The organism is Vibrio sp. 1288 (genome assembly GCF_033344475.1).
On sequence record NZ_JAWPOX010000016.1, the window covers coordinates 67,333 to 85,399 of the forward strand.

An 18,067-nucleotide genomic window follows, 5' to 3' on the forward strand; every position below is an offset into this window, starting at 1 on the left:
GATCCAACTCATTGTTATTAGATTTAGCTTTGGTAACCTTTTAGGATGTCTTCAATTATGATTTTTAGAGATGTGATGCTTGCTGAAGTGATGTACCAAGCATCGGCATCAACAAAAACGACGTTGTCGTTTTTCCATGCTTTGGTTTGACGGAGTAGTGGGTTTGCTAAGTGTTCCGCATCAATGACAGGCTTTCCTTCCATTACTGCTGTTCGATCAATGATGTAAAGAATGTCTGGATCAGCTTGGCTAATGAACTCGCTAGAAATTGGCTGACCATGCAAACCTGTCTCCACTTTTTCACTCGCTGGTTTTACCCCCAGAACATCGAAAACGAAGCCATAACGAGACTCAACGCCAAATGAGCTGAAAGCACCATTGTTATGCATGACAACCAAAGCTTTTTCAGAACGCTCTTTCGTAACAGCGCGCACTTCTGCGACTTTTGCATCGATTTCGGCAACTTTCTGTTGGGCTAGCTCCTGCTTTTCAAAGATCTCACCAAGCTCTACAAGGTGTTTCTTAATGGTATCGACGTGATGGTCACGACTATTACGGTAGTTGATGTCAAAATGTAAAGTCGGAGCGAGTTGAGAGAGTTCTTCATACTGATTAGCATGTAGCGGAGTCATCAATACGAGATCTGGTTTTAGGGCATAGATCTTTTCCATATTAGGCTGAACTATCGCACCAAGATCCGCTATCTCAGGTGTGTCTTTGTATTTCGCTAGAAAGTGAGGAACAAAGTCTTTCACCATTCCTGAGATTGGAACATTTAACTGATCTAAAAAGTCCACTTCGTTCATATCTAATGCTGCCACTCGTTGAGGGCGATGAGAAATAGTAGTTGCTCCGAGATTGTGTTCAATCACGATGAGCTTTTCTAATGGCTGAGTATCTTCAATTTTAGTTATTTCCGGCTCGCAACCTGATAAGGTTCCTAGAGCGCAGCAAGCAAGCGCGATACTCAAGCGTAGGGGGCTATTAAACATGGGGTATTTCCTTTTTGTCAGTGAGTTGTCTTTAAACAGGCGAGTAACAGTTTTCATATTTGGCTTCTTGTTCTTATCGTGATGGCTAGGAAATATCTCCCACAAAGGACATTCACCAAAATAGAGACGGTGGTTTTAAAGTTAAATAAGTGCTCTACCAGAAGTTGACCAGACAAGAACATGACAATTGCAATAGCACAAGCAACGAGCAATATGTGTCTGTAGTTCGGTGCGCTAGTAACGGAATAAGCAATATTGGCAATAAAAATTCCCATAAAAGCCGTTGGGCCAATCAAGCTCGTCGAAATTGCTACTAAAATGGCGATTACAGCAAAGAACTTTGGTACATATTGCTTATCATTTAGTCCTAATGACATCGCTTGGTCTCGACCTAGACCTATCACATCTAGCTCGCGTGACCATCTGTTAGCAAAGAGTGCCAAAACGCTTAACGCAATACTGGAAAAAAGTAACGTAGAAGGTTTCGCTCGCTCAAACGAGGTATAGCTGAGCCCTTGAAGGATAGAGAATTCTCCAGGGCTTATTCTGAGCTGGATAAATTGAGCAAGAGTTGTCAGCACCATTGTCAAAACAAAGCCAATCAGCAGAACTTGGTGCATGTCATGTTTAAATCTATTGAGTACCCAAGATTGAATCGCTAAGGAATACAACAGAATGAGTATTGCAGAGACAGCGAAATTACCGACAACACCTAATGTAGCAATGCCAGAAGTGCCCCCTAGTAATAAGAGTAGGGTTTGCCAAACCAGATAAACCGACTCATATCCCATAATGGATGGCGTAAGAATACGATTACCAGCTAAAGCTTGGAAAATAACAGCAGAGATGGCCACGCAGCTGCCCCCAATAACTATGGCACCAAGTTTAATCAGCCTCTTAGGGATGACGTAATCAAAATCCCACCCAGAGCTTGTAAAGATAAAGGCGATAGACAGTATGCAAACGAGTATAATGCTCACTCGCATGTTTGAGTAATGTGATCTCATACTCGTGCTCCTTTCAAAAGAAACACAAGAAACATGACTCCCCCGATAGCACTGGCTGTTAATCCAATTGGGACTTCAAAAGGAAAGGCAACAACTCTGCCTATGACATCGCAAAAAATAAGTAACGAAGCGCCGCCTAGTGCAACGATTGGTAGGGTGTTTTTAAGGTGATCGCCATATTTTAGTGCGACTAGGTTAGGTATGACTAAACCGATAAAATGAATGGCACCTACGGTCACCACTGTTATAGCAACTGTCACGGAAACTAGCATTAGACCCAAGGCGGCAGTGAACGCAATATTAATTCCTAAGTTGGACGCAACATCTTCGCCCATTCCCATCACAGTAAACTTATGTGCATATAAGTAAGTCAGTAGGGTGATGGGTAAAATCAAGAAAATTATTTCATAGTGTTCTTGGACCACTTTGGAGAAATCTCCCATTAACCAACCGGACATACTCTGTAAGATGTTGTTTTGATAAGCATAAAACTCCGCTATAGCACTTAGTACACTACCAAACATAAGCCCAATCACAGGTATTAACGCAGAGTTACTGAATTTAATTTTTCGTACGATGGCAATGTAGATAAGGCCAGCGGCGAAGCAAAATAGTACGGCGAAGAGCATACGTTCAAGCTTGTCTGAGGATGGAAGCATGACGATAGATACCAAAATACCGAGCTTTGCCGCATCGATACCGCCTGTGGTGCCTGGCTCAACAAAACGATTTCTAACAATATGTTGAAGAATAACACCACATATTGCGAGACCAGATCCGGTAAGAATTAGTGCGATTAGCCTTGGTAATCTGCTAGCAGTAATCGGTAGCCAAGCTTTGTCATCCATGGTCAGCAATAACGACCAATCTAGTTGGTTTGCGCCGACGAAAATTGAAGTTAAGCACAGTATAAAAAACAGGCTTACTACGTGAATACTCATACAGAATCTGCCCCAAAATAAAATGAGTTTCTCTTAACTTATGACTTGGGGATGGAATACGAATAATGAATATCTATTCGCATATAGGTTCTAAATTCCAACAAAACATAACCAAGTTATTTTTTATAAACATTAAGGTCACAATCCAGCCCTCAAAGTATCACTAGGCCATACCTAAAAATTCAACGTGCTGATTTGGCTTTAAAACTGGATTAACTAGCAAAAGAAAAGTGCCGCTTTCAATGCAAAGAGAAAGAGGTTCTCGATTTAAAATTAAAATACAAATGATAATTATTTTCATTATATCTTTGTTTTTTCGGTTAGGCAATGAAGTTCATATGTGTTTCTCTAAAAAGATCAATCGCGTATAAAAAACAAGGCAATGGCTAATGCATGTGCTTTTGGGTAAGTGATTAAAAAATAAAGCCAAAGAGCATTAAGCTTTCTTATTGTTTAAGGATGTTTTTCGCTTCAGAAGCTCGTTGGTTGAGGTTTGATTTAAATGGTATGACGATAGTTTGTTCAGGAAGAGGAGTTAGTAGTGACGATGATGTCTAGATGTCGTTTGTATTTTAGGATTTATTAGATACCGCATTAAAATAGCGTCATAAAGTCGTGATGCTTCGCATCTTCAGTGTTAGCGATGTTAATGCGGTAATTTCTAATAAACTAGCGGATTAATGTCTCAACTTGCTTTTGGAGCAAAGTAAAGCTGATTCACAATTCAAAGACATCGTCAGTTGCTTTATTGTTAACCTGTGTTATTCGAGCTTACTTAGTACGTAATTCAAACCACCAACTACGGCTGCAACCTGTGCATCGTTACATTCTTCGTCGGGCACCGTTGGGCTGTCTGGGTACACTTCCGTTGTCGTGCCGTAAACGCAATTTGTTACGCCGCCACACAGGCCCAGTTTTACCATTGGGTAGTTGATAACGCCAAACTGTACGACGGGTGAACCAATGATTTCGCCGTTTTCATCTGCTGGTGCAATGTGAGTCACTTTTTCAACTGACTCAATGACCGCTTTTTGGAAGTCAGGCTGAGGGTTTTCACTATCTCCCACCGTGTAAAAGCCATCTGGGATCATACCTTCAATGTACTCAATACCATCACGAGCAGCTAAGGCTGGACGGAACTCAGTTTCGTCAGAATCTGTCGTTTCATGTAGATCAATGTGCATTAACACATCGCCTAAAGTTGCAACTAGCTTTATGAGGTTAGCGGACTCTTCGGCAGGGCTATCCTTATAGAAAGAGCGGTTTGGATCAATCGCGTTTGGGTTCCAGCGGTTGATCACCTCGTAACCCCAAGGGCTTACGCAGGGTGCAACGACAATATTGAAATGCTCTGCATAGCGCTCTGCTTCTGTTTCTACAAACTTTAATGCGCCATGTACACCGCTGGTTTCGTAACCGTGCACGCCGCCTGTGACCAACACAACAGGTTTAGTTGAATCCCAATTGTGTGTTTTGATACAAAACAGAGGGAAGCGTGCCTCGTTGTATGAGAGCGCACCATATTGTTCAACATCAAAACGCTCGCGTAGGGCATCGATTTTACTGACGACTTCATCTTGGTAGCTACGTTTTACTTCTTGCGTTGCTAACCAAGCTTTACGTTCTTCTTCGTTCCAAGGTTGGCCAGGAGTACCGATCGGGTAAATGTATCCACTTTTCATCTATACTTTTTCTTTTGACTGCTGAAAGGTATCACAAGACTAGACCCGTCTTATCTTTACGGCAATATAAAACACCATTTGGGGTGGTATTCTTTGCAAAATCATCACTTTGATGAGTGATTCATTGGTGTTACATTTTGTTACTTACTCAATTTCATATAAGAGACAAAAAATGGCTGGAGCAAGTTTACTCACACTGTTGGACGATATTGCCACGGTGCTTGATGATGTCGCCTTAATGTCAAAAATGGCGGCAAAGAAAACCGCAGGTGTGTTGGGAGATGATCTAGCGTTAAACGCTCAACAAGTGTCTGGTGTTGCATCTGAGCGAGAGATTCCAGTGGTTTGGGCGGTTGCAAAAGGCTCATTCAAAAATAAATTGATTTTAGTTCCTTCAGCTTTACTTATTAGCGCGATTATTCCATGGCTTATCATGCCATTATTGCTAATTGGCGGCTTATTTCTCTGCTTTGAAGGGGCAGAGAAAGTACTTGAGAAAGTGTTTCCTCACTCGCATCCGCACGAAGAAGAAGATGAGCTAGTTAATACTGGCGAGTCGATAGAAGAGTATGAAAAGCGTAAAGTTTCTGGTGCAATTCGAACAGACTTTATCCTTTCAGCAGAAATTATCGTGATTGCGTTAGGTACCGTGACCGGAGCCAGTCTTGTTACGCAAATTTTAGTTGTCAGTTTAATTGCAGTGATTATGACGGTTGGAGTTTATGGACTAGTCGCTGGGATTGTGAAGCTAGATGATTTAGGCCTTTACCTTGAAAGTCGCTCAAACGGTAAAGGTTGGGTGGCGAAAGTCGGAGGGGCCTTGGTCGCTTTTGCACCAAAGTTGATGAAGTTGTTAACCATTGTAGGAACTGCTGCGATGTTTTTGGTGGGTGGAGGAATTGTGGTGCACAACGTGCCAGCCATTCATCACTTTGTAGAGCCGATTATTATGAACTTTAGTGGTCATTCGGTTGCTACAGCCATTTTGCCTATTTTACTGAACGGTATTATCGGCTTTGTGGCGGGGGTGGTTGTGGTTGCGGTATGGACGATGGTTGAAAAGCTTCGTGGTCAATAATCACATCTAAAACATGAGACGATAATAACAAGGGTCATGACTTCTTTTTACAAAAAGCATGACCCTGCTTTATGGGTGAAACGTCAGTAAAGTACTTACTTCACTTTCCACTCGATCTGTTCATTTGCTCGAATAGGCACAACGATATCATTGCCAAATGGCATCGTTTCTGGCACATCCCAAGCGGATTTTTCTAACGTTACCGTATCTTTGTTACGTGCAATGCCGTAAAAATCAGGACCGTTGAAGCTTGCGAAAGCTTCCAAGTTTTCCAACTTGCCTTCTTTTTCGAAGACTTCTGCATAAAGCTCTAGCGCTGCGTGTGCAGTGTAAGAACCAGCACAACCGCAAGCCGATTCTTTTGCCCCTTTCGCATGTGGCGCTGAGTCTGTACCTAGGAAAAACTTCTTGCTACCACTAGTTGCTGCTTCGATCAGCGCTTGCTGGTGGGTTCCGCGCTTAAGAATTGGCAAACAGTAGAAATGAGGTTTAATACCACCCACAAGCATGTGGTTACGGTTGAAAAGAAGGTGGTGGGCAGTGATGGTAGCCGCTACGTTGTCTGAGGCGTTGCTAACGAAGTTTGCTGCGTCGGCGGTGGTGATATGTTCTAGTACGATTTTAAGATTAGGGAAGTCATTGACGATAGGAGCGAGGACAGTATCAAGGAATTCTTTCTCTCGGTCGAAGATATCAACATCGTGATGTGTTACTTCGCCATGAACCAGAAGTAACATTCCGACTTCTTCCATCGCTTCTAAAACGTGATAAATGTTCTTCGCATTGGTCACACCGGAATCTGAGTTTGTGGTAGCGCCTGCAGGATAAAGCTTGGCAGCAACAATGTTTCCGGTGGCTTTAGCCTTACGTATTTCGTCTGGTGTCGTGTTATCTGTAAGGTAAAGCGCCATTAAAGGCTCAAACTGTTCGCCATGTTGCTCTTTAATAATTCGGTCACGGTAGGCTAGGGCGAGCTCAGTTGTAGTAACAGGTGGGACGGTATTTGGCATAATCAGCGCACGGCCATTGTAGCGGCTGATGTCGCGAACGGTGTCTTTAAGAACTTCCCCATCGCGTAAGTGAACGTGCCAGTCGTCAGGACGAGTGATAGTCAGTGTTGTCATTAATTGCTCCCACCATTGAAAAGTTGTCTGATTGGAGCCTAAGCGCCGTATTTGCTTTTGAGCAAACGCTTGCGCTTAGGCGACAGGATGATAGAGGAATTGCCCTCATATTTCATCCCATTTTTCAATTTTATAAAGAGTGAGAGTGTAAGTGGTTACTTCATTGTTAACCAAAGCGCGTGGATCGTACCTGGTAGAAAGAAGAAACACGTCAATATTAGATTAATCAAAAAGTCTTTATTTAGACCTTTCTCCATAAACACCGCGACAGGCGGAAGAAAGATACATAACAAAATCAGAACCAGTTTTCTTGTATCCATAATTAAGCTCCAAATCGATAAATGGGAGTAGTGATAACTTGGGTGAATTATGTGTGTCGTATCACACTTTATCAAACGGTATTTGGTCAGAACGGTGTTAAAAAACGCGAATATTGAGTGTAGTAAATACTTGTCACTAAAACCAAATTTATAAGAATATGGTTTCGAGAAAGTTGAAATGGATGAAGAGGCAGCAGACTCTGCAACTTAATGTGATTTGAGTATACAATACCGCAACAAATAAAAAACACCCGTAGGAAGAAGGCCATGTCGCAACCCGTTTTATCCCAAATTAATGTTTTTCCGGTTAAGTCAGTTGGCGGATTATCGCTGTCGTCCGTATGGGTTGAGAAGCAAGGATTGAGCTTCGATCGTCGCTTTATGATTGCGAAAGCTGATGGCTCGATGATCACTGCGCGAAAGTATCCGCAAATGGTAACCATTAAGTCTGCCCTATTGTCCGATGGAGTGGTGTTTAGTAGTTTGGGTATGGAGCCACTTAAAATCCGTTACCAAGATTTCAAAATGCAGGAGACACCTGCAACGGTTTGGAAAGATACATTTACTGCCTATACCACGACAGATGATGCAGATGACTGGTTTAGTCGTGTGTTGGGGCAACGCGTTGAGTTGTTGTTTAGTGGCGAGCAATCGAATCGTGTCCGTGAAAAGCTAGGTCAAAACGTCAGTTTTGCTGATGGTTATCCGGTTTTAGTGATCAGCCAAGCTTCACTTGATGAGCTAAACCGAAGAAGTTCAGAGCTACACTCAATGGATCAGTTTCGTACTAACTTAGTTGTCTCTGATACTAAGCCATTTGAAGAAGATTCATGGAAGCGCATACGAATCGGTGAGGTAGAGTTTGAGTCGCTCAAACCTTGCGAGCGCTGTATCCTGACTACGGTGAATACCCAAAGAGGCACATTCCGTGAGAGCAAAGAGCCGCTCAAAACCTTGCAACAGTTCCGTGCAAACGATGTCGGTGGTGTGTTCTTTGGCCAGAATCTTGTCGCGCGAAATGAAGGCATTATTCGTCAAGGCGATAAAGTTGAAGTATTGGAGTACAAAGAGCCGGAGTTTTACGCAGATAACTCGCCAGTGCGCATGAAGCTTACATGTGTTGAGCGTGAAGAAATTGCCCAAGACTTTGTGACCTTATGGTTAGAGCCAAACAAAGGTTCTTTGCCTAATTACTTGCCAGGACAACACCTGCCAATAGAGGTGAATATTGATGGTAAGAAAGTGGGTCGACGCTATACCTTGTCATCCAGTCCTTCTCGCCCGGGTCGTTATGCTATTTCTGTAAAGCGTATCGCGGGTGGAAGAGTCTCTAACTCACTCTTAGACAACTTACAAGTCGGTGATTTTTTAGAGGCAGAACAACCTGACGGTCAGTTCCACCTTAAAACGCATGAAGCGCAGCCTCTGCTGTTACTCTCTGCGGGTAGCGGAGTAACACCAATGCTATCGATGGTACGTTACTTAGCGGATCATAATCAGTTGGAGAACGTGGTTTTCTACCATCAATGTCGGACCGAAAATGATATTCCTTGTCGCTCAGAGTTGGAGCAGTTAAAGCGTGAGCACCCGGGGTTAGAAGTAAAAGTCTGTTTAACGCAACCTGCTGTTGATTGGTTTGGTTTGAAAGGGCGTTTAAGTTTGTCACACATTAAGCAAATCAAAGATGTTGAACAGCGGCAGGTGTTTGTGTGTGGCCCGGATGGCTTTATGGATAAAGCAAAAAGTCTTCTACTAAGAAAAGGGCTGCCAGAGGAAAACTACCATCAAGAAGCGTTTGGAGTTTCTTCTCTTACGTCAAAGCCAGAGAAAAGTCTCGCTATTGACTTTAATGGAACTAAAGTCGTAGGCAACAACCAAAAAACGTTGTTAGATCAGCTCGAAGATGCTGGGAAGGTCATCAGCAATAGCTGTCGTGCTGGCTTATGCGGCGCGTGTAAGGTTCAGCTTACGTCGGGTCAAGTACATCATCCGGACGTGCCCGCGTTGACTGATGAGGAACGTGCAATGGGAACCGTATTGGCGTGTTGTGCTGTGCCAGAGACGGACGTAACAGTAACCAACTAGGCGAGAACGTCTTTGTCCTTCGACAAAAACTGTTCCTAGACAAAAAAACGCTGCTATTTTTAGCAGCGTTTTGAGTTTTAAAGAGAGCTGAAAATATCGATTAGTCGTAAATCGTCGGGATTGGCTGGCGTTTGTGCTGCGTTGCTTTGTAAATCGCTACCAGACGGTCACTCACTTGCTGTGGAACGGGTTTGCCCTCTAAGAAGTCGTCGATTTGCTCGTAAGTTAGGCTTAGGGCATCTTCGTCTGCTTTTTGTGGAGCAAGCTCTTCTAAGTCTGCTGTTGGCACTTTCTTCACTAGTTGCTCAGGTGCACCCAATGTAGCAGCTACTTCACGAACTTGGCGCTTACTTAATCCGAACAATGGTGCCATGTCACAAGCGCCATCACCAAATTTAGTGTAGAAACCAGTGATGTTTTCTGCTGAGTGATCAGTACCAAGAACAAGGCCGCCTACGTAGCCCGCGATCTCGTATTGAGCAACCATGCGAGCACGCGCTTTTACATTGCCTTTTACGAAGTCGACTTTTGCTGCATCAGTTGGTAGAAGGTCTGTGCCTTCTAATGCAACGTGAGAAGCCGAATGAAGCCCGTCAACACCTGCTTTGATGTTCACCGATACAGAATGGGTTGGCTGGATAAAAGACAGAGCGAGCTGAGCCTCATCTTCATCTTTTTGCTCCCCATAAGGCAGGCGAACTGCGATAAATTGGTAGCTATTGTTGCCCGCTTCTTCGTTCAGCTGGTCTACAGCCAATTGAGCTAAACGACCGCATGTCGTTGAGTCAACGCCACCGCTGATGCCAAGAACAAGAGACTTACAGCCCGCTTCTTGCAATTTACGCTTAATAAAAGCGACACGGCGTTCAATTTCAAAATGCGGATCAATTGAAGGGAGTACGCGCATTTCGTCACGGATGGATTGTTCCATTTAGGGTTCCTTTTCCTGCAAATATTTCAGACTCTAAAGCACATTTGCTCAAATGGTGATAAACCATACAGTTGAGGCTCATTAAACGCGACTTTAGGGTCAAAAGCTGTAAAGATTAGTAGTATCATACCGAAATCATCAGATTAGAAAACTCTCTTCAACCAGGTAATCACCGGATATGAAAAAAATCGCCATTTTTGGTAGTGCATTTAACCCACCTAGTTTAGGGCATAAAAGTGTTATTGAGTCTTTGAGCCACTTTGATCTTGTGCTACTTGAGCCAAGCATTGCACACGCTTGGGGCAAGAACATGCTTGATTACCCAACTCGGTGCAAAATGGTTGACGCGTTCATCAAGGATATGGGGCTTTCTAATGTTCAGCGTTCTGATGCAGAGCAAGCTTTATACCAACCTGGACAAAGTGTGACGACCTATGCGTTGTTAGAAAAAATTCAAGAAATCTACCCAACTGCCGATATAACTTTTGTCATTGGTCCTGATAATTTCTTCAAATTTGCTAAATTTAGTAGAGCTGAAGAGATTACGGAACGTTGGACTGTTATGGCATGTCCTGAAAAAGTAAAAGTCAGAAGCACAGATATTCGCAAAGCATTGGCCGAGGGTGAAGAGATCGGTGTCTATACAACACCTTCCGTACGTGATTTATTACTTAGTAAAGGCTTATACAGAGAAACATTGTCTGGGAACTGAGAGGTCAGATTTTCATGGTCAGAGTCGTTTTATTTAGTGCATGTGCGCTGCTTGTGGTGACACAAGCTCATTCCGCGTGTAACTATTTTTCTGATCGTTCCGTGGTGTTTGAAGATAACACTCTTCCAATCTGTGAAGAAATTTTAGATTCCATCGGCGTGTTAAGTACTGAAGCATTGATTTGGTATGCAGCGGAAGCGAAGCTTGAAGGACCAACAGAAAACTATTGGGAGGAGTGGGCGATTAAGCCGGAAGACACCCCACTTCTAACTCAAAACTTAGAAAAGAATTACTTTGGTCTTGGTTTTTGGATGCCGGAAGAGCTCCGAGACGAAGAGAGTAAAATGGATACAGAAGAGTGGCTTCGTAGTCACGGGTTGATGTTCAGCGTCGGTTTTGGTGATAAATCCGACGGACAGCCAAGAATGCGGTTTGATTATCGTTGGCACGAATATTATGACGCTGACTGGATGATGCAAATAGAGGTACCTTTCTAGACACCTCAAGCAAATGAAAAAAGGGCGTACATTATCAATGTACGCCCTTTTTGTTTTTACTTGAATCTCTACTTTCTGTATCCGTAACTCTACGTAATGCTGAACACGTAGCTTGTTGAAGAGCAAATTATAGCGCTTCTCCAAAGACTAAAAAGCAAAGCTGTTCATATTCTTCGGTGTTACCAGCAAAAAGAGAGTCAACAATTTGCTCTTCCTTCTTCCCCGACAGTTTCATTTTTCTTGCTTCACGTAGTGTTAGTACCAAGCAAAGCTCTTTAGAAATATTCATGTCACAGCCAGGAGTCCATTGATTGATGGTTCTCGTTAACGTTGAGTGCGCTAGTTTAGGAGACAGCGTCAATATTTCATGTCTTACTACTGTCAGTAGATCGGTTTGCAGATCCGAGCGTTCGGCAGTTGTTGCTAGCTTCTCGACGAGCGCTTTGAGTAGCGGTGAAGGCTTCACAAAGCCCGCCTGTTGTGAGAAGTCGTCATTTAAACGCACAGAAAAATCACAACGATATACACGAGAATTAGGTAAAAAGGTGAGGGAGCTCAAACATCCTTGAGGAATCCAAAAATATTGGCCTGGTTCAATGGCATACTCCTGCTTACCCAATTTAATGACGGCTAACCCTTCGATGACAGACAGTAGACTGTGCTTCAATGCTTTTTTACGCGCAGCTACATCAAGAAAGGGGTATTTAGCGTCGTGAAATTCAATTGCGTAGTTCATTATGAGTACCAGTGTTTTTTGGCGCTAAGGGTAACGTTAAACCCATACGATTCCAACCTGCTGAGAGAATTTTTTAGCATGATAAATGGTGGCTTAACTGGTATGACCATGTTAAAAGTATGGGTTGAAATGCTGCTTGTCAGCAAAACTATGCGTAAAATGTGCCAGCTTTTTTTGATATGTAATGAACAATGACAGCCAATACCGATCCTTATATTGAAATTCGTCCTTACAACGACGAAGAAATTCCAGCAGCGCTGGATCGTCTAATCCAAGATGATGAATTTATCACTGCTATCCTAGAACATCGCTTTGCTAATAAAGCAGCATGGTTCAAAACGCTAATGAGCCCGATCCTGCGCATCTACCTGAAAGCTAAGTGGAGCAAGCTTGATTCTGTCGAAGCAATTCAGATTGAAGTGAAGAAGTATCTGAAAGATACATTGAATAAGACAACGGATGGCGTCACTTTTTCTGGTTTGGATAAGCTGGATAAAAACACGTCATACCTATTCGTTTCTAACCACCGTGATATTGCGATGGACCCTGCGCTCGTAAACTATGGCTTGTACCAAAGTGGGCACCGTACAGTTCGTATAGCGATTGGCGATAACCTGCTGAAGAAGCCATGTGCGACAGAATTGATGCGACTCAATAAGAGCTTCATCGTTAAGCGCTCTGCTAAAGCGCCTAGAGAAATGATGAAAGCATTGGGACAACTGTCAAGCTATATCAAACATTCGCTTGATACTGGCAATTCAATTTGGATTGCCCAAAAGGAAGGCCGTGCTAAAGATGGAAACGACTTTACTGATCCTGCGATTTTAAAAATGTTCCATGTTGAAGGTCGTAAACAAAAGATCAGCTTTGGTGAGTACACGCGTTCTCTGAAAATCGTTCCTGTCTCGATTGCCTATGAAAATGATCCATGTGACATTGCCAAAGCAAAAGAGCTGTACGAAAAAGCAGAAAATGGCCGCTATGAAAAAGGCGAATTTGAAGATATCGAAAGCATCATTCAAGGTATCGTTGGCTATAAAGGCCGTGTACATGTTGCGTTTGGTGATGTGATTGAGCAAGAGTTTGAAACGCCGGAAGCTCTTGCTGGTGAAATCGACCGCCAAATTCACAACAACTACAAATTGTACCCAATCAACTTGTTAGCTGCTGGGCATGAAGATTCGAGCATCATTACGGAAGCGGTTAAGCGTCATCTCGCGGATAAGTTGGATCAGCTACCTGAAGGAGCAAGACCTTATTTGGTGGCGAGCTATGCCAATCCTGTGAATAACCAAGAGTAACTTTCGTCACTGAACTCGTTGATTCAGAATGCCTTAAAGCCTCGGTCTGCCGGGGCTTTTGTTTATCTGCTCTTTAAGGTGCGACGGCGCCACCAAGGGTTAAATTGCTAGGCCATTTGGTGATCCTGTTACCACCTAAATAGATATTCCCTTTCACCGTCATTGTGTCTGGAAATACTTTCAGCGCTGATCCTCCAATATAAAGATTACCATCAACCACCAATCCTTCAGGAAGTTCAGAAATGGGAGTGCGAATAACACTTAGATCACCTTTTACTCGAAGTTTAGCTGGAAGCGCTTTTAACGGTGTATCTGTCAGATTTAGGTAACCGCCTAGTTTGATGCCTTTAGGCCAGTTTTCGATCTTACTACCTAGTAGGTTTGCATAGCCTTTTATCTTTGTTCCTGAGCGAATAACTTTGAGTGCGCTGTTAGTTGCTTCCAGACTGCCTTCAACATCAAGCCCTTTAGGCAAGGTTTTGATAGGGGTTTGTGAGATGTTTAAGTTGCCCTTTACCACTAGGCCAGAGGGTAGTTGGGTGTAAGGCTTGTTTCTAAGATCAAGATTGCCGTAATTATCGATGTGACCAAACTTAGAATAGTAATCTAGCTCATATGCCAAAGGAGACGAGCAGAGTAGGATTGAAGTAAGGCATAGGGAAACAAAACGCATAGTCAAAGAGTTAGTTAAATACCGAGATCAACAGGTGCTTATCTTATACTTAAATAAACCTATTATGCATTTTTTGCTCACAGTTTTTGATTCATAACTTAAATATTCAAATTAGAGATACACGTTAAAAGTGTGCGCTTCTTTACTGAGCTAAGTAACTTCAAGCTTACTAAAATGAGATAAATTAAATGATTGAATGTGAAGCAGACCCAAGTGTAGAGGTGAGAAAAATATCAGTAGATATTTGAATAATATGAGATTCTTCCAAGAACTTCACAAGGGTCCTTGTTAGTATTATTGAGGTTTGAGGAGATTTTCATGAAGTTAAAAAGTGTATCTATTTTTACCGCTGGTGTTTTTGCAGTACTGCTGTCGGGTTCCGTTTTTGCTAAATCATACAGTACACCAGAAAACAAAGCGCTAATAGTTGCTGACGGTAAGGTAGGTCAGCGTATCTGTTACTACGATGATAAAGCCTACACCACAGGGGCCGTGATTAATGTTGAAGGCGTATTACTGATGTGTACCGCTGAGAACGATTTTGAAACCAATGGCTCGTTAAAGTGGGTCGTGTTCAAAAAAGATAAATAAACGCGCCGAAGTTGTCTGTTTCATTTAGAGCGGTTTAAGATTAAGAGATTGGAAAAATAAAAAGCGAGCATCATGCTCGCTTTTTTCATTAACGCGCGAGTGAGCGAGTTTTTAATTCAAAGATAAGTTTTTCAGCACTTACTTCAAATTTGAATCGAGCCGTCGCTTGGTTCGATTCTTCGGTTATTTCTGAAACATTGTATTCAACATCAGCACATACTGATTTAGCGAGCTCGATGTATTTTTGTAGTTCAGACTCTAGCTCTGTTTTTGTCTGTGCGAAAACCGTTACGTCGGCAACTTCGTCACCTTCTTTGATGATAAAGCCAATCTCGCCAGCACAGCCGCAGGCCTCACATACTTGGTTTTTTTCTAATTCGACACTCATAACGAATCCTCTTGTAAATACTAAGGGTATTCTATCAGGTATTTGATCTGTATCTACAAAAATGACGACTTTTGCGTAAAAAAGGAACAGAATAGGCACTTGTTAAGTAAGGGTTAAAGATTGGATTACTAAATCATCAAGAACGTTAATGTGATATATATCAACATTTAAAATCAATTAACGAACATAGTGACGAGATTTTGCTCAGTCCAGTTGAACTAATGGTTAATTTATAAGACTATTTCTTGATTGATTATTTTTAATAATTATCATTCTTGGTCTTTGAATAGTTTCGATGAATAATTGGCGCAAGGTTTTGATGAGACTAACTTTTCGCCTTATTTTGAGTAGCATGTATTGACAAAAACATAACTGAAAATTACACATTACGCAGTGTAAAGACGTTATGGTTTGGAACTCGACATGATATTAAATAGTCGCAATACATATACCCAAAGCGCTTTCAAGTGCAGCGCTTAGCAACCTGATTTCTAGGTTTTCGCTAATCGAACCGCATCGGCGAGCCGGGTATAATGCTAAGAATGATTTCATTCTGGCCTCATTTAATAGTGAGTTAGATGGATTTACAAAGAGAAGAGCTTAAAATATGCCAAAGCGTAGTAAAGAAGATACCGAAATCACTATCCAAAAGATCATGGATGCCGTTATTGATCAGCTACTCAGATTAGGTTACGACAAAATGTCGTACACGACGCTAAGCCAGCAGACAGGTATATCGCGTACCGGTATTAGCCATCACTTCCCTAAGAAAACGGACTTCACCGCCGCACTGGATGGCCGTATCTTTAAAATGTTTATTGAACACTTAGAGTTTGATAAAGGATTAAATGCATTTTCACAAAGTTGGATTAAAGCGCTGGAAGATGCTGAGTTTCTCGCGATTTTACGACTGCTATTCCATCACATTGTCACCGCTGAAAATGCGCAAGAATTTGCTGCTAATGGTATTGACCGCTTATACAAAATGGTTGAAAGCCAGTTTGGTGCGGGTGGTGACAAAGAGCTTGAGTGGTTGATTGGTCGATCATTGATCCAAATGAGCAAGTAATAGCCTTTAAAGCACCAAATTCTGCCACTATCAAAGCAAAGGCCCGCAATTCTCATATTGCGGGCCTTTGTCGTATCAAAGTGTTTTAGAGACGGCTTAGAGGAGATACGCTTTATGCTGCGGCATGCACTTGAGGGAAGTCTAGCGTCGGATGTTTTGTCACAATAGATCGATAGCCATAAACTTGCTCAATGCGCTCTGACGTTAGTGCATTCCATGGCGTGTCATCACAAACTAGTTTCCCGTTATGCAAGAGTACAAGGCGGTCTGCGTACTGAGAGGCTAGATTCAAGTCATGTAACACCACAACCACCGCTGCGTTTTGTGCTTTTGCCGTTTCACGAGCAATCTTTAACGTGTTGTGTTGGTGGGCGAGATCCAACGCTGAGGTAGGTTCATCAAGCATTAAGATTCGTTTTTCGCCAGATTGATGTAGTTGTGTCATCACTCGTGCTAGATGCAGTCGTTGCTTTTCTCCACCAGATAAAGACGGGTACAGGCTTTCTGCTAAATGCAATACGTCGGTTTGTTCCATGTAATGTAAAGCCAGTTTAGTGGTTTCTTTATTGGACAGTGATAGCGGTATTGCCCCCAACTCTACGACTTCTCTGGCTAGAAATGGGAAGGTTAAGGTGCTGTGCTGCGGGAGCATTGCAATATGTTTGGCGCTTTTTTCAGGCTCCCAATCATGCTTTTGTTTACCGAAGTAGGTGATGTGATGATTCGAAGAGATCTCACCGCATAGAAGCTTGAGCAAAGTACTTTTACCTGCGCCATTGGGGCCGAGTAGGGCGGTCACTTCACCAGCTCGGATATCAATGTTGATGTCATCGAGCACCACACGGTTGCCATACGTCATCGAAATGTTTTTCCCCGATAAAACGATCTGGTTCATTACAAAATCTTCCCTTTTTGCTGGAACAATAAGTAGATGAAAAAGGGCGCGCCAATCAATGCGGTCACGATTCCAACTGGTAATTCAGCTGGTGCCACGGCAACACGAGCAAACATATCTGCGGCAGTAAGAAGCAGTGCTCCCATTAAGGCAGATATTGGTAATAGCGTTCGATGGTCAGGCCCAGCGAGCATGCGCCCTAAGTGAGGAATCACGAGCCCAATAAAGCCAATTGCACCACTGATGCTCACCGTAATACCAACACCCAGTGCAGAAAGTAAAATAAGCTGACGTTTGAGTTTTTGAACCGGAACTCCTAAGTGTCTTGCTTCTGATTCCCCTAACAACAGAGCATTCAGCGCCATCGACTTCTTCTGAAACCAGAGCAATAGGATGACGAGTGTTACAGCAGATAGAGCAATCCCTGACCAATTTGCACCAGCTAATGAGCCCATCGACCAAAGCGTCAAGTCTCGCAGCATCTGATCATCTGCGATAAAGTTCATGTAGCCAATCGCAGCACCCGAGAGCGCGCTGATGGCAACGCCGGCTAACAACATAATTGTAACTGAGGTACCAAACTTACTTGTGCCGAGTTTATAAACGAGAATAGTCGTTAGTGCACCGCCAAGGAAAGCAAAAAGAGGCAGAGCCGCTAAGTTCATTAGTTGCGGATAGTTTTGGCTAAATTCAGCAAATACAACAATAGCGAATGCACCACCAAGAGCAGCGCCAGCAGACACACCAATGATACCAGGCTCGGCTAATGGGTTACGGAACAAGCCCTGCATAACCACACCACAAATTGCCAAAATGGCGCCGATGAACATACACAAAATGGTGCGAGGCAATCGGATTTCGTTAATGACCAACTGAATGTGAGGAGCGAGATCAGAACTGCCTCCCGTTAGGCTACGCAAACTGTCAGCAAAGCTAATGTTCATTGGGCCAACGGTAATAGAGGCGATAGCAATAAATGCTAAAAATCCACTAAGCACTGATAACGTCGTTGAAAGGGGGATGCGTCTTAACAACATGTCATGTC

At 42.9% G+C, this 18,067-nt stretch carries 19 protein-coding genes; 7 read left to right on the forward strand and 12 right to left on the reverse strand.

All coding sequences use genetic code 11. The features are described from left to right. Positions 1–23: 23 nt before the first annotated feature. The 4 genes from R8O11_RS13595 to R8O11_RS13610 all read right to left on the reverse strand — a co-directional run bounded on the left by R8O11_RS13595 (position 24) and on the right by R8O11_RS13610 (position 4,622). Complete coding sequence (locus R8O11_RS13595; protein ID WP_053307880.1) at positions 24–992, reverse strand: siderophore ABC transporter substrate-binding protein; 969 nt, start codon at positions 990–992, stop codon at positions 24–26. A gap of 53 nt (positions 993–1,045) precedes the next feature. After that, positions 1,046–1,999 (reverse strand): iron chelate uptake ABC transporter family permease subunit, encoded by a 954-nt coding sequence (locus R8O11_RS13600; RefSeq protein ID WP_318194221.1) that lies wholly within the window; start codon positions 1,997–1,999, stop codon positions 1,046–1,048. Beyond that, entirely contained in the window at positions 1,996–2,940 is a 945-nt protein-coding gene (locus R8O11_RS13605) for an ABC transporter permease (protein ID WP_033906772.1), read from the reverse strand. The genes R8O11_RS13600 and R8O11_RS13605 overlap by 4 nt, the downstream gene beginning before the upstream one ends. A 761-nt stretch (positions 2,941–3,701) precedes the next feature. Beyond that, a complete protein-coding gene (locus R8O11_RS13610) occupies positions 3,702–4,622 on the reverse strand; it encodes a M14 family metallocarboxypeptidase (protein WP_318194222.1) in 921 nt (306 codons plus the stop codon). Positions 4,623–4,794: 172 nt separating this feature from the next. On the opposite strand from R8O11_RS13610, the gene R8O11_RS13615 reads away from it, so the two are divergent. Further along, positions 4,795–5,700, forward strand: a complete 906-nt coding sequence (locus tag R8O11_RS13615; protein WP_213867848.1) for a DUF808 domain-containing protein — start codon at positions 4,795–4,797, stop codon at positions 5,698–5,700. Positions 5,701–5,795: 95 nt separating this feature from the next. Here the strand turns inward: R8O11_RS13615 and pyrC are convergent, their stop codons facing one another. Continuing rightward, a complete protein-coding gene (gene pyrC, locus R8O11_RS13620) occupies positions 5,796–6,824 on the reverse strand; it encodes a dihydroorotase (RefSeq protein ID WP_206947057.1) in 1,029 nt (342 codons plus the stop codon). Between the two features lie 155 nt (positions 6,825–6,979). Next, positions 6,980–7,144: a YqaE/Pmp3 family membrane protein gene (locus R8O11_RS13625; RefSeq protein ID WP_005375297.1), complete on the reverse strand. Its 165-nt coding sequence runs from the start codon at positions 7,142–7,144 to the stop codon at positions 6,980–6,982. Between the two features lie 267 nt (positions 7,145–7,411). Here R8O11_RS13625 and R8O11_RS13630 point away from each other — a divergent pair, with 267 nt between their 5' ends. Next, positions 7,412–9,229 (forward strand): hybrid-cluster NAD(P)-dependent oxidoreductase, encoded by a 1,818-nt coding sequence (locus tag R8O11_RS13630; protein WP_213966348.1) that lies wholly within the window; start codon positions 7,412–7,414, stop codon positions 9,227–9,229. Between the two features lie 100 nt (positions 9,230–9,329). Here R8O11_RS13630 and nadE read toward each other — a convergent pair whose 3' ends face one another. Further along, positions 9,330–10,160 (reverse strand): ammonia-dependent NAD(+) synthetase, encoded by an 831-nt coding sequence (nadE, locus tag R8O11_RS13635; RefSeq protein WP_005375299.1) that lies wholly within the window; start codon positions 10,158–10,160, stop codon positions 9,330–9,332. Between the two features lie 178 nt (positions 10,161–10,338). On the opposite strand from nadE, the gene R8O11_RS13640 reads away from it, so the two are divergent. Together R8O11_RS13640 and R8O11_RS13645 are read left to right on the forward strand one after the other, a co-directional pair. Continuing rightward, positions 10,339–10,872, forward strand: coding sequence for a nicotinate-nicotinamide nucleotide adenylyltransferase (locus R8O11_RS13640; RefSeq protein WP_318194223.1), 534 nt, complete (start codon positions 10,339–10,341; stop codon positions 10,870–10,872). Positions 10,873–10,886: 14 nt separating this feature from the next. Beyond that, a complete protein-coding gene (locus R8O11_RS13645) occupies positions 10,887–11,369 on the forward strand; it encodes a hypothetical protein (protein ID WP_017635276.1) in 483 nt (160 codons plus the stop codon). Between the two features lie 127 nt (positions 11,370–11,496). Here R8O11_RS13645 and R8O11_RS13650 read toward each other — a convergent pair whose 3' ends face one another. Continuing rightward, positions 11,497–12,105, reverse strand: coding sequence for an AraC family transcriptional regulator (locus R8O11_RS13650; protein WP_167415897.1), 609 nt, complete (start codon positions 12,103–12,105; stop codon positions 11,497–11,499). 191 nt (positions 12,106–12,296) lie between these two features. On the opposite strand from R8O11_RS13650, the gene R8O11_RS13655 reads away from it, so the two are divergent. Then, entirely contained in the window at positions 12,297–13,406 is a 1,110-nt protein-coding gene (locus R8O11_RS13655; protein WP_017821238.1) for a 1-acyl-sn-glycerol-3-phosphate acyltransferase, read from the forward strand. A gap of 73 nt (positions 13,407–13,479) precedes the next feature. Here R8O11_RS13655 and R8O11_RS13660 read toward each other — a convergent pair whose 3' ends face one another. Beyond that, a complete protein-coding gene (locus R8O11_RS13660; RefSeq protein ID WP_017821237.1) occupies positions 13,480–14,079 on the reverse strand; it encodes a hypothetical protein in 600 nt (199 codons plus the stop codon). Between the two features lie 318 nt (positions 14,080–14,397). Here R8O11_RS13660 and R8O11_RS13665 point away from each other — a divergent pair, with 318 nt between their 5' ends. Continuing rightward, positions 14,398–14,670 (forward strand): YnjH family protein, encoded by a 273-nt coding sequence (locus R8O11_RS13665; protein WP_005375306.1) that lies wholly within the window; start codon positions 14,398–14,400, stop codon positions 14,668–14,670. Positions 14,671–14,758: 88 nt separating this feature from the next. On the opposite strand, the gene R8O11_RS13670 is transcribed toward R8O11_RS13665, so the two are convergent. Continuing rightward, positions 14,759–15,058 (reverse strand): YfcZ/YiiS family protein, encoded by a 300-nt coding sequence (locus R8O11_RS13670; RefSeq protein WP_005375307.1) that lies wholly within the window; start codon positions 15,056–15,058, stop codon positions 14,759–14,761. 607 nt (positions 15,059–15,665) lie between these two features. Here R8O11_RS13670 and R8O11_RS13675 point away from each other — a divergent pair. Continuing rightward, positions 15,666–16,127: a TetR/AcrR family transcriptional regulator gene (locus tag R8O11_RS13675; RefSeq protein WP_005385033.1), complete on the forward strand. Its 462-nt coding sequence runs from the start codon at positions 15,666–15,668 to the stop codon at positions 16,125–16,127. A 112-nt stretch (positions 16,128–16,239) separates the two neighbouring features. Here the strand turns inward: R8O11_RS13675 and R8O11_RS13680 are convergent, their stop codons facing one another. Together R8O11_RS13680 and R8O11_RS13685 are read right to left on the reverse strand one after the other, a co-directional pair. Then, positions 16,240–17,022: a heme ABC transporter ATP-binding protein gene (locus tag R8O11_RS13680; protein WP_005385036.1), complete on the reverse strand. Its 783-nt coding sequence runs from the start codon at positions 17,020–17,022 to the stop codon at positions 16,240–16,242. After that, positions 17,022–18,059 carry a FecCD family ABC transporter permease gene (locus R8O11_RS13685; RefSeq protein WP_005375318.1) on the reverse strand — a complete coding sequence of 346 codons (1,038 nt, stop codon included), beginning with the start codon at positions 18,057–18,059 and terminating at the stop codon, positions 17,022–17,024. The genes R8O11_RS13680 and R8O11_RS13685 overlap by 1 nt, the downstream gene beginning before the upstream one ends. Positions 18,060–18,067 lie beyond the last annotated feature (8 nt).

Excerpts from the sequence above, each read along its gene's own strand:
- R8O11_RS13640 (WP_318194223.1), top strand. The coding sequence starts at position 10,339 with ATGAAAAAAATCGCCATTTTTGGTAGTGCATTTAACCCACCTAGTTTA.
- R8O11_RS13595 (WP_053307880.1), bottom strand. The coding sequence starts at position 992 with ATGTTTAATAGCCCCCTACGCTTGAGTATCGCGCTTGCTTGCTGCGCT.
- R8O11_RS13655 (WP_017821238.1), top strand. The coding sequence starts at position 12,297 with ATGACAGCCAATACCGATCCTTATATTGAAATTCGTCCTTACAACGAC.
- pyrC (WP_206947057.1), bottom strand. The coding sequence starts at position 6,824 with ATGACAACACTGACTATCACTCGTCCTGACGACTGGCACGTTCACTTA.
- R8O11_RS13615 (WP_213867848.1), top strand. The coding sequence starts at position 4,795 with ATGGCTGGAGCAAGTTTACTCACACTGTTGGACGATATTGCCACGGTG.
- R8O11_RS13645 (WP_017635276.1), top strand. The coding sequence starts at position 10,887 with ATGGTCAGAGTCGTTTTATTTAGTGCATGTGCGCTGCTTGTGGTGACA.
- R8O11_RS13630 (WP_213966348.1), top strand. The coding sequence starts at position 7,412 with ATGTCGCAACCCGTTTTATCCCAAATTAATGTTTTTCCGGTTAAGTCA.
- R8O11_RS13680 (WP_005385036.1), bottom strand. The coding sequence starts at position 17,022 with ATGAACCAGATCGTTTTATCGGGGAAAAACATTTCGATGACGTATGGC.
- R8O11_RS13605 (WP_033906772.1), bottom strand. The coding sequence starts at position 2,940 with ATGAGTATTCACGTAGTAAGCCTGTTTTTTATACTGTGCTTAACTTCA.
- R8O11_RS13610 (WP_318194222.1), bottom strand. The coding sequence starts at position 4,622 with ATGAAAAGTGGATACATTTACCCGATCGGTACTCCTGGCCAACCTTGG.
- R8O11_RS13665 (WP_005375306.1), top strand. The coding sequence starts at position 14,398 with ATGAAGTTAAAAAGTGTATCTATTTTTACCGCTGGTGTTTTTGCAGTA.
- nadE (WP_005375299.1), bottom strand. The coding sequence starts at position 10,160 with ATGGAACAATCCATCCGTGACGAAATGCGCGTACTCCCTTCAATTGAT.
- R8O11_RS13660 (WP_017821237.1), bottom strand. The coding sequence starts at position 14,079 with ATGCGTTTTGTTTCCCTATGCCTTACTTCAATCCTACTCTGCTCGTCT.
- R8O11_RS13675 (WP_005385033.1), top strand. The coding sequence starts at position 15,666 with ATGCCAAAGCGTAGTAAAGAAGATACCGAAATCACTATCCAAAAGATC.
- R8O11_RS13685 (WP_005375318.1), bottom strand. The coding sequence starts at position 18,059 with ATGTTGTTAAGACGCATCCCCCTTTCAACGACGTTATCAGTGCTTAGT.
- R8O11_RS13650 (WP_167415897.1), bottom strand. The coding sequence starts at position 12,105 with ATGAACTACGCAATTGAATTTCACGACGCTAAATACCCCTTTCTTGAT.
- R8O11_RS13625 (WP_005375297.1), bottom strand. The coding sequence starts at position 7,144 with ATGGATACAAGAAAACTGGTTCTGATTTTGTTATGTATCTTTCTTCCG.
- R8O11_RS13670 (WP_005375307.1), bottom strand. The coding sequence starts at position 15,058 with ATGAGTGTCGAATTAGAAAAAAACCAAGTATGTGAGGCCTGCGGCTGT.
- R8O11_RS13600 (WP_318194221.1), bottom strand. The coding sequence starts at position 1,999 with ATGAGATCACATTACTCAAACATGCGAGTGAGCATTATACTCGTTTGC.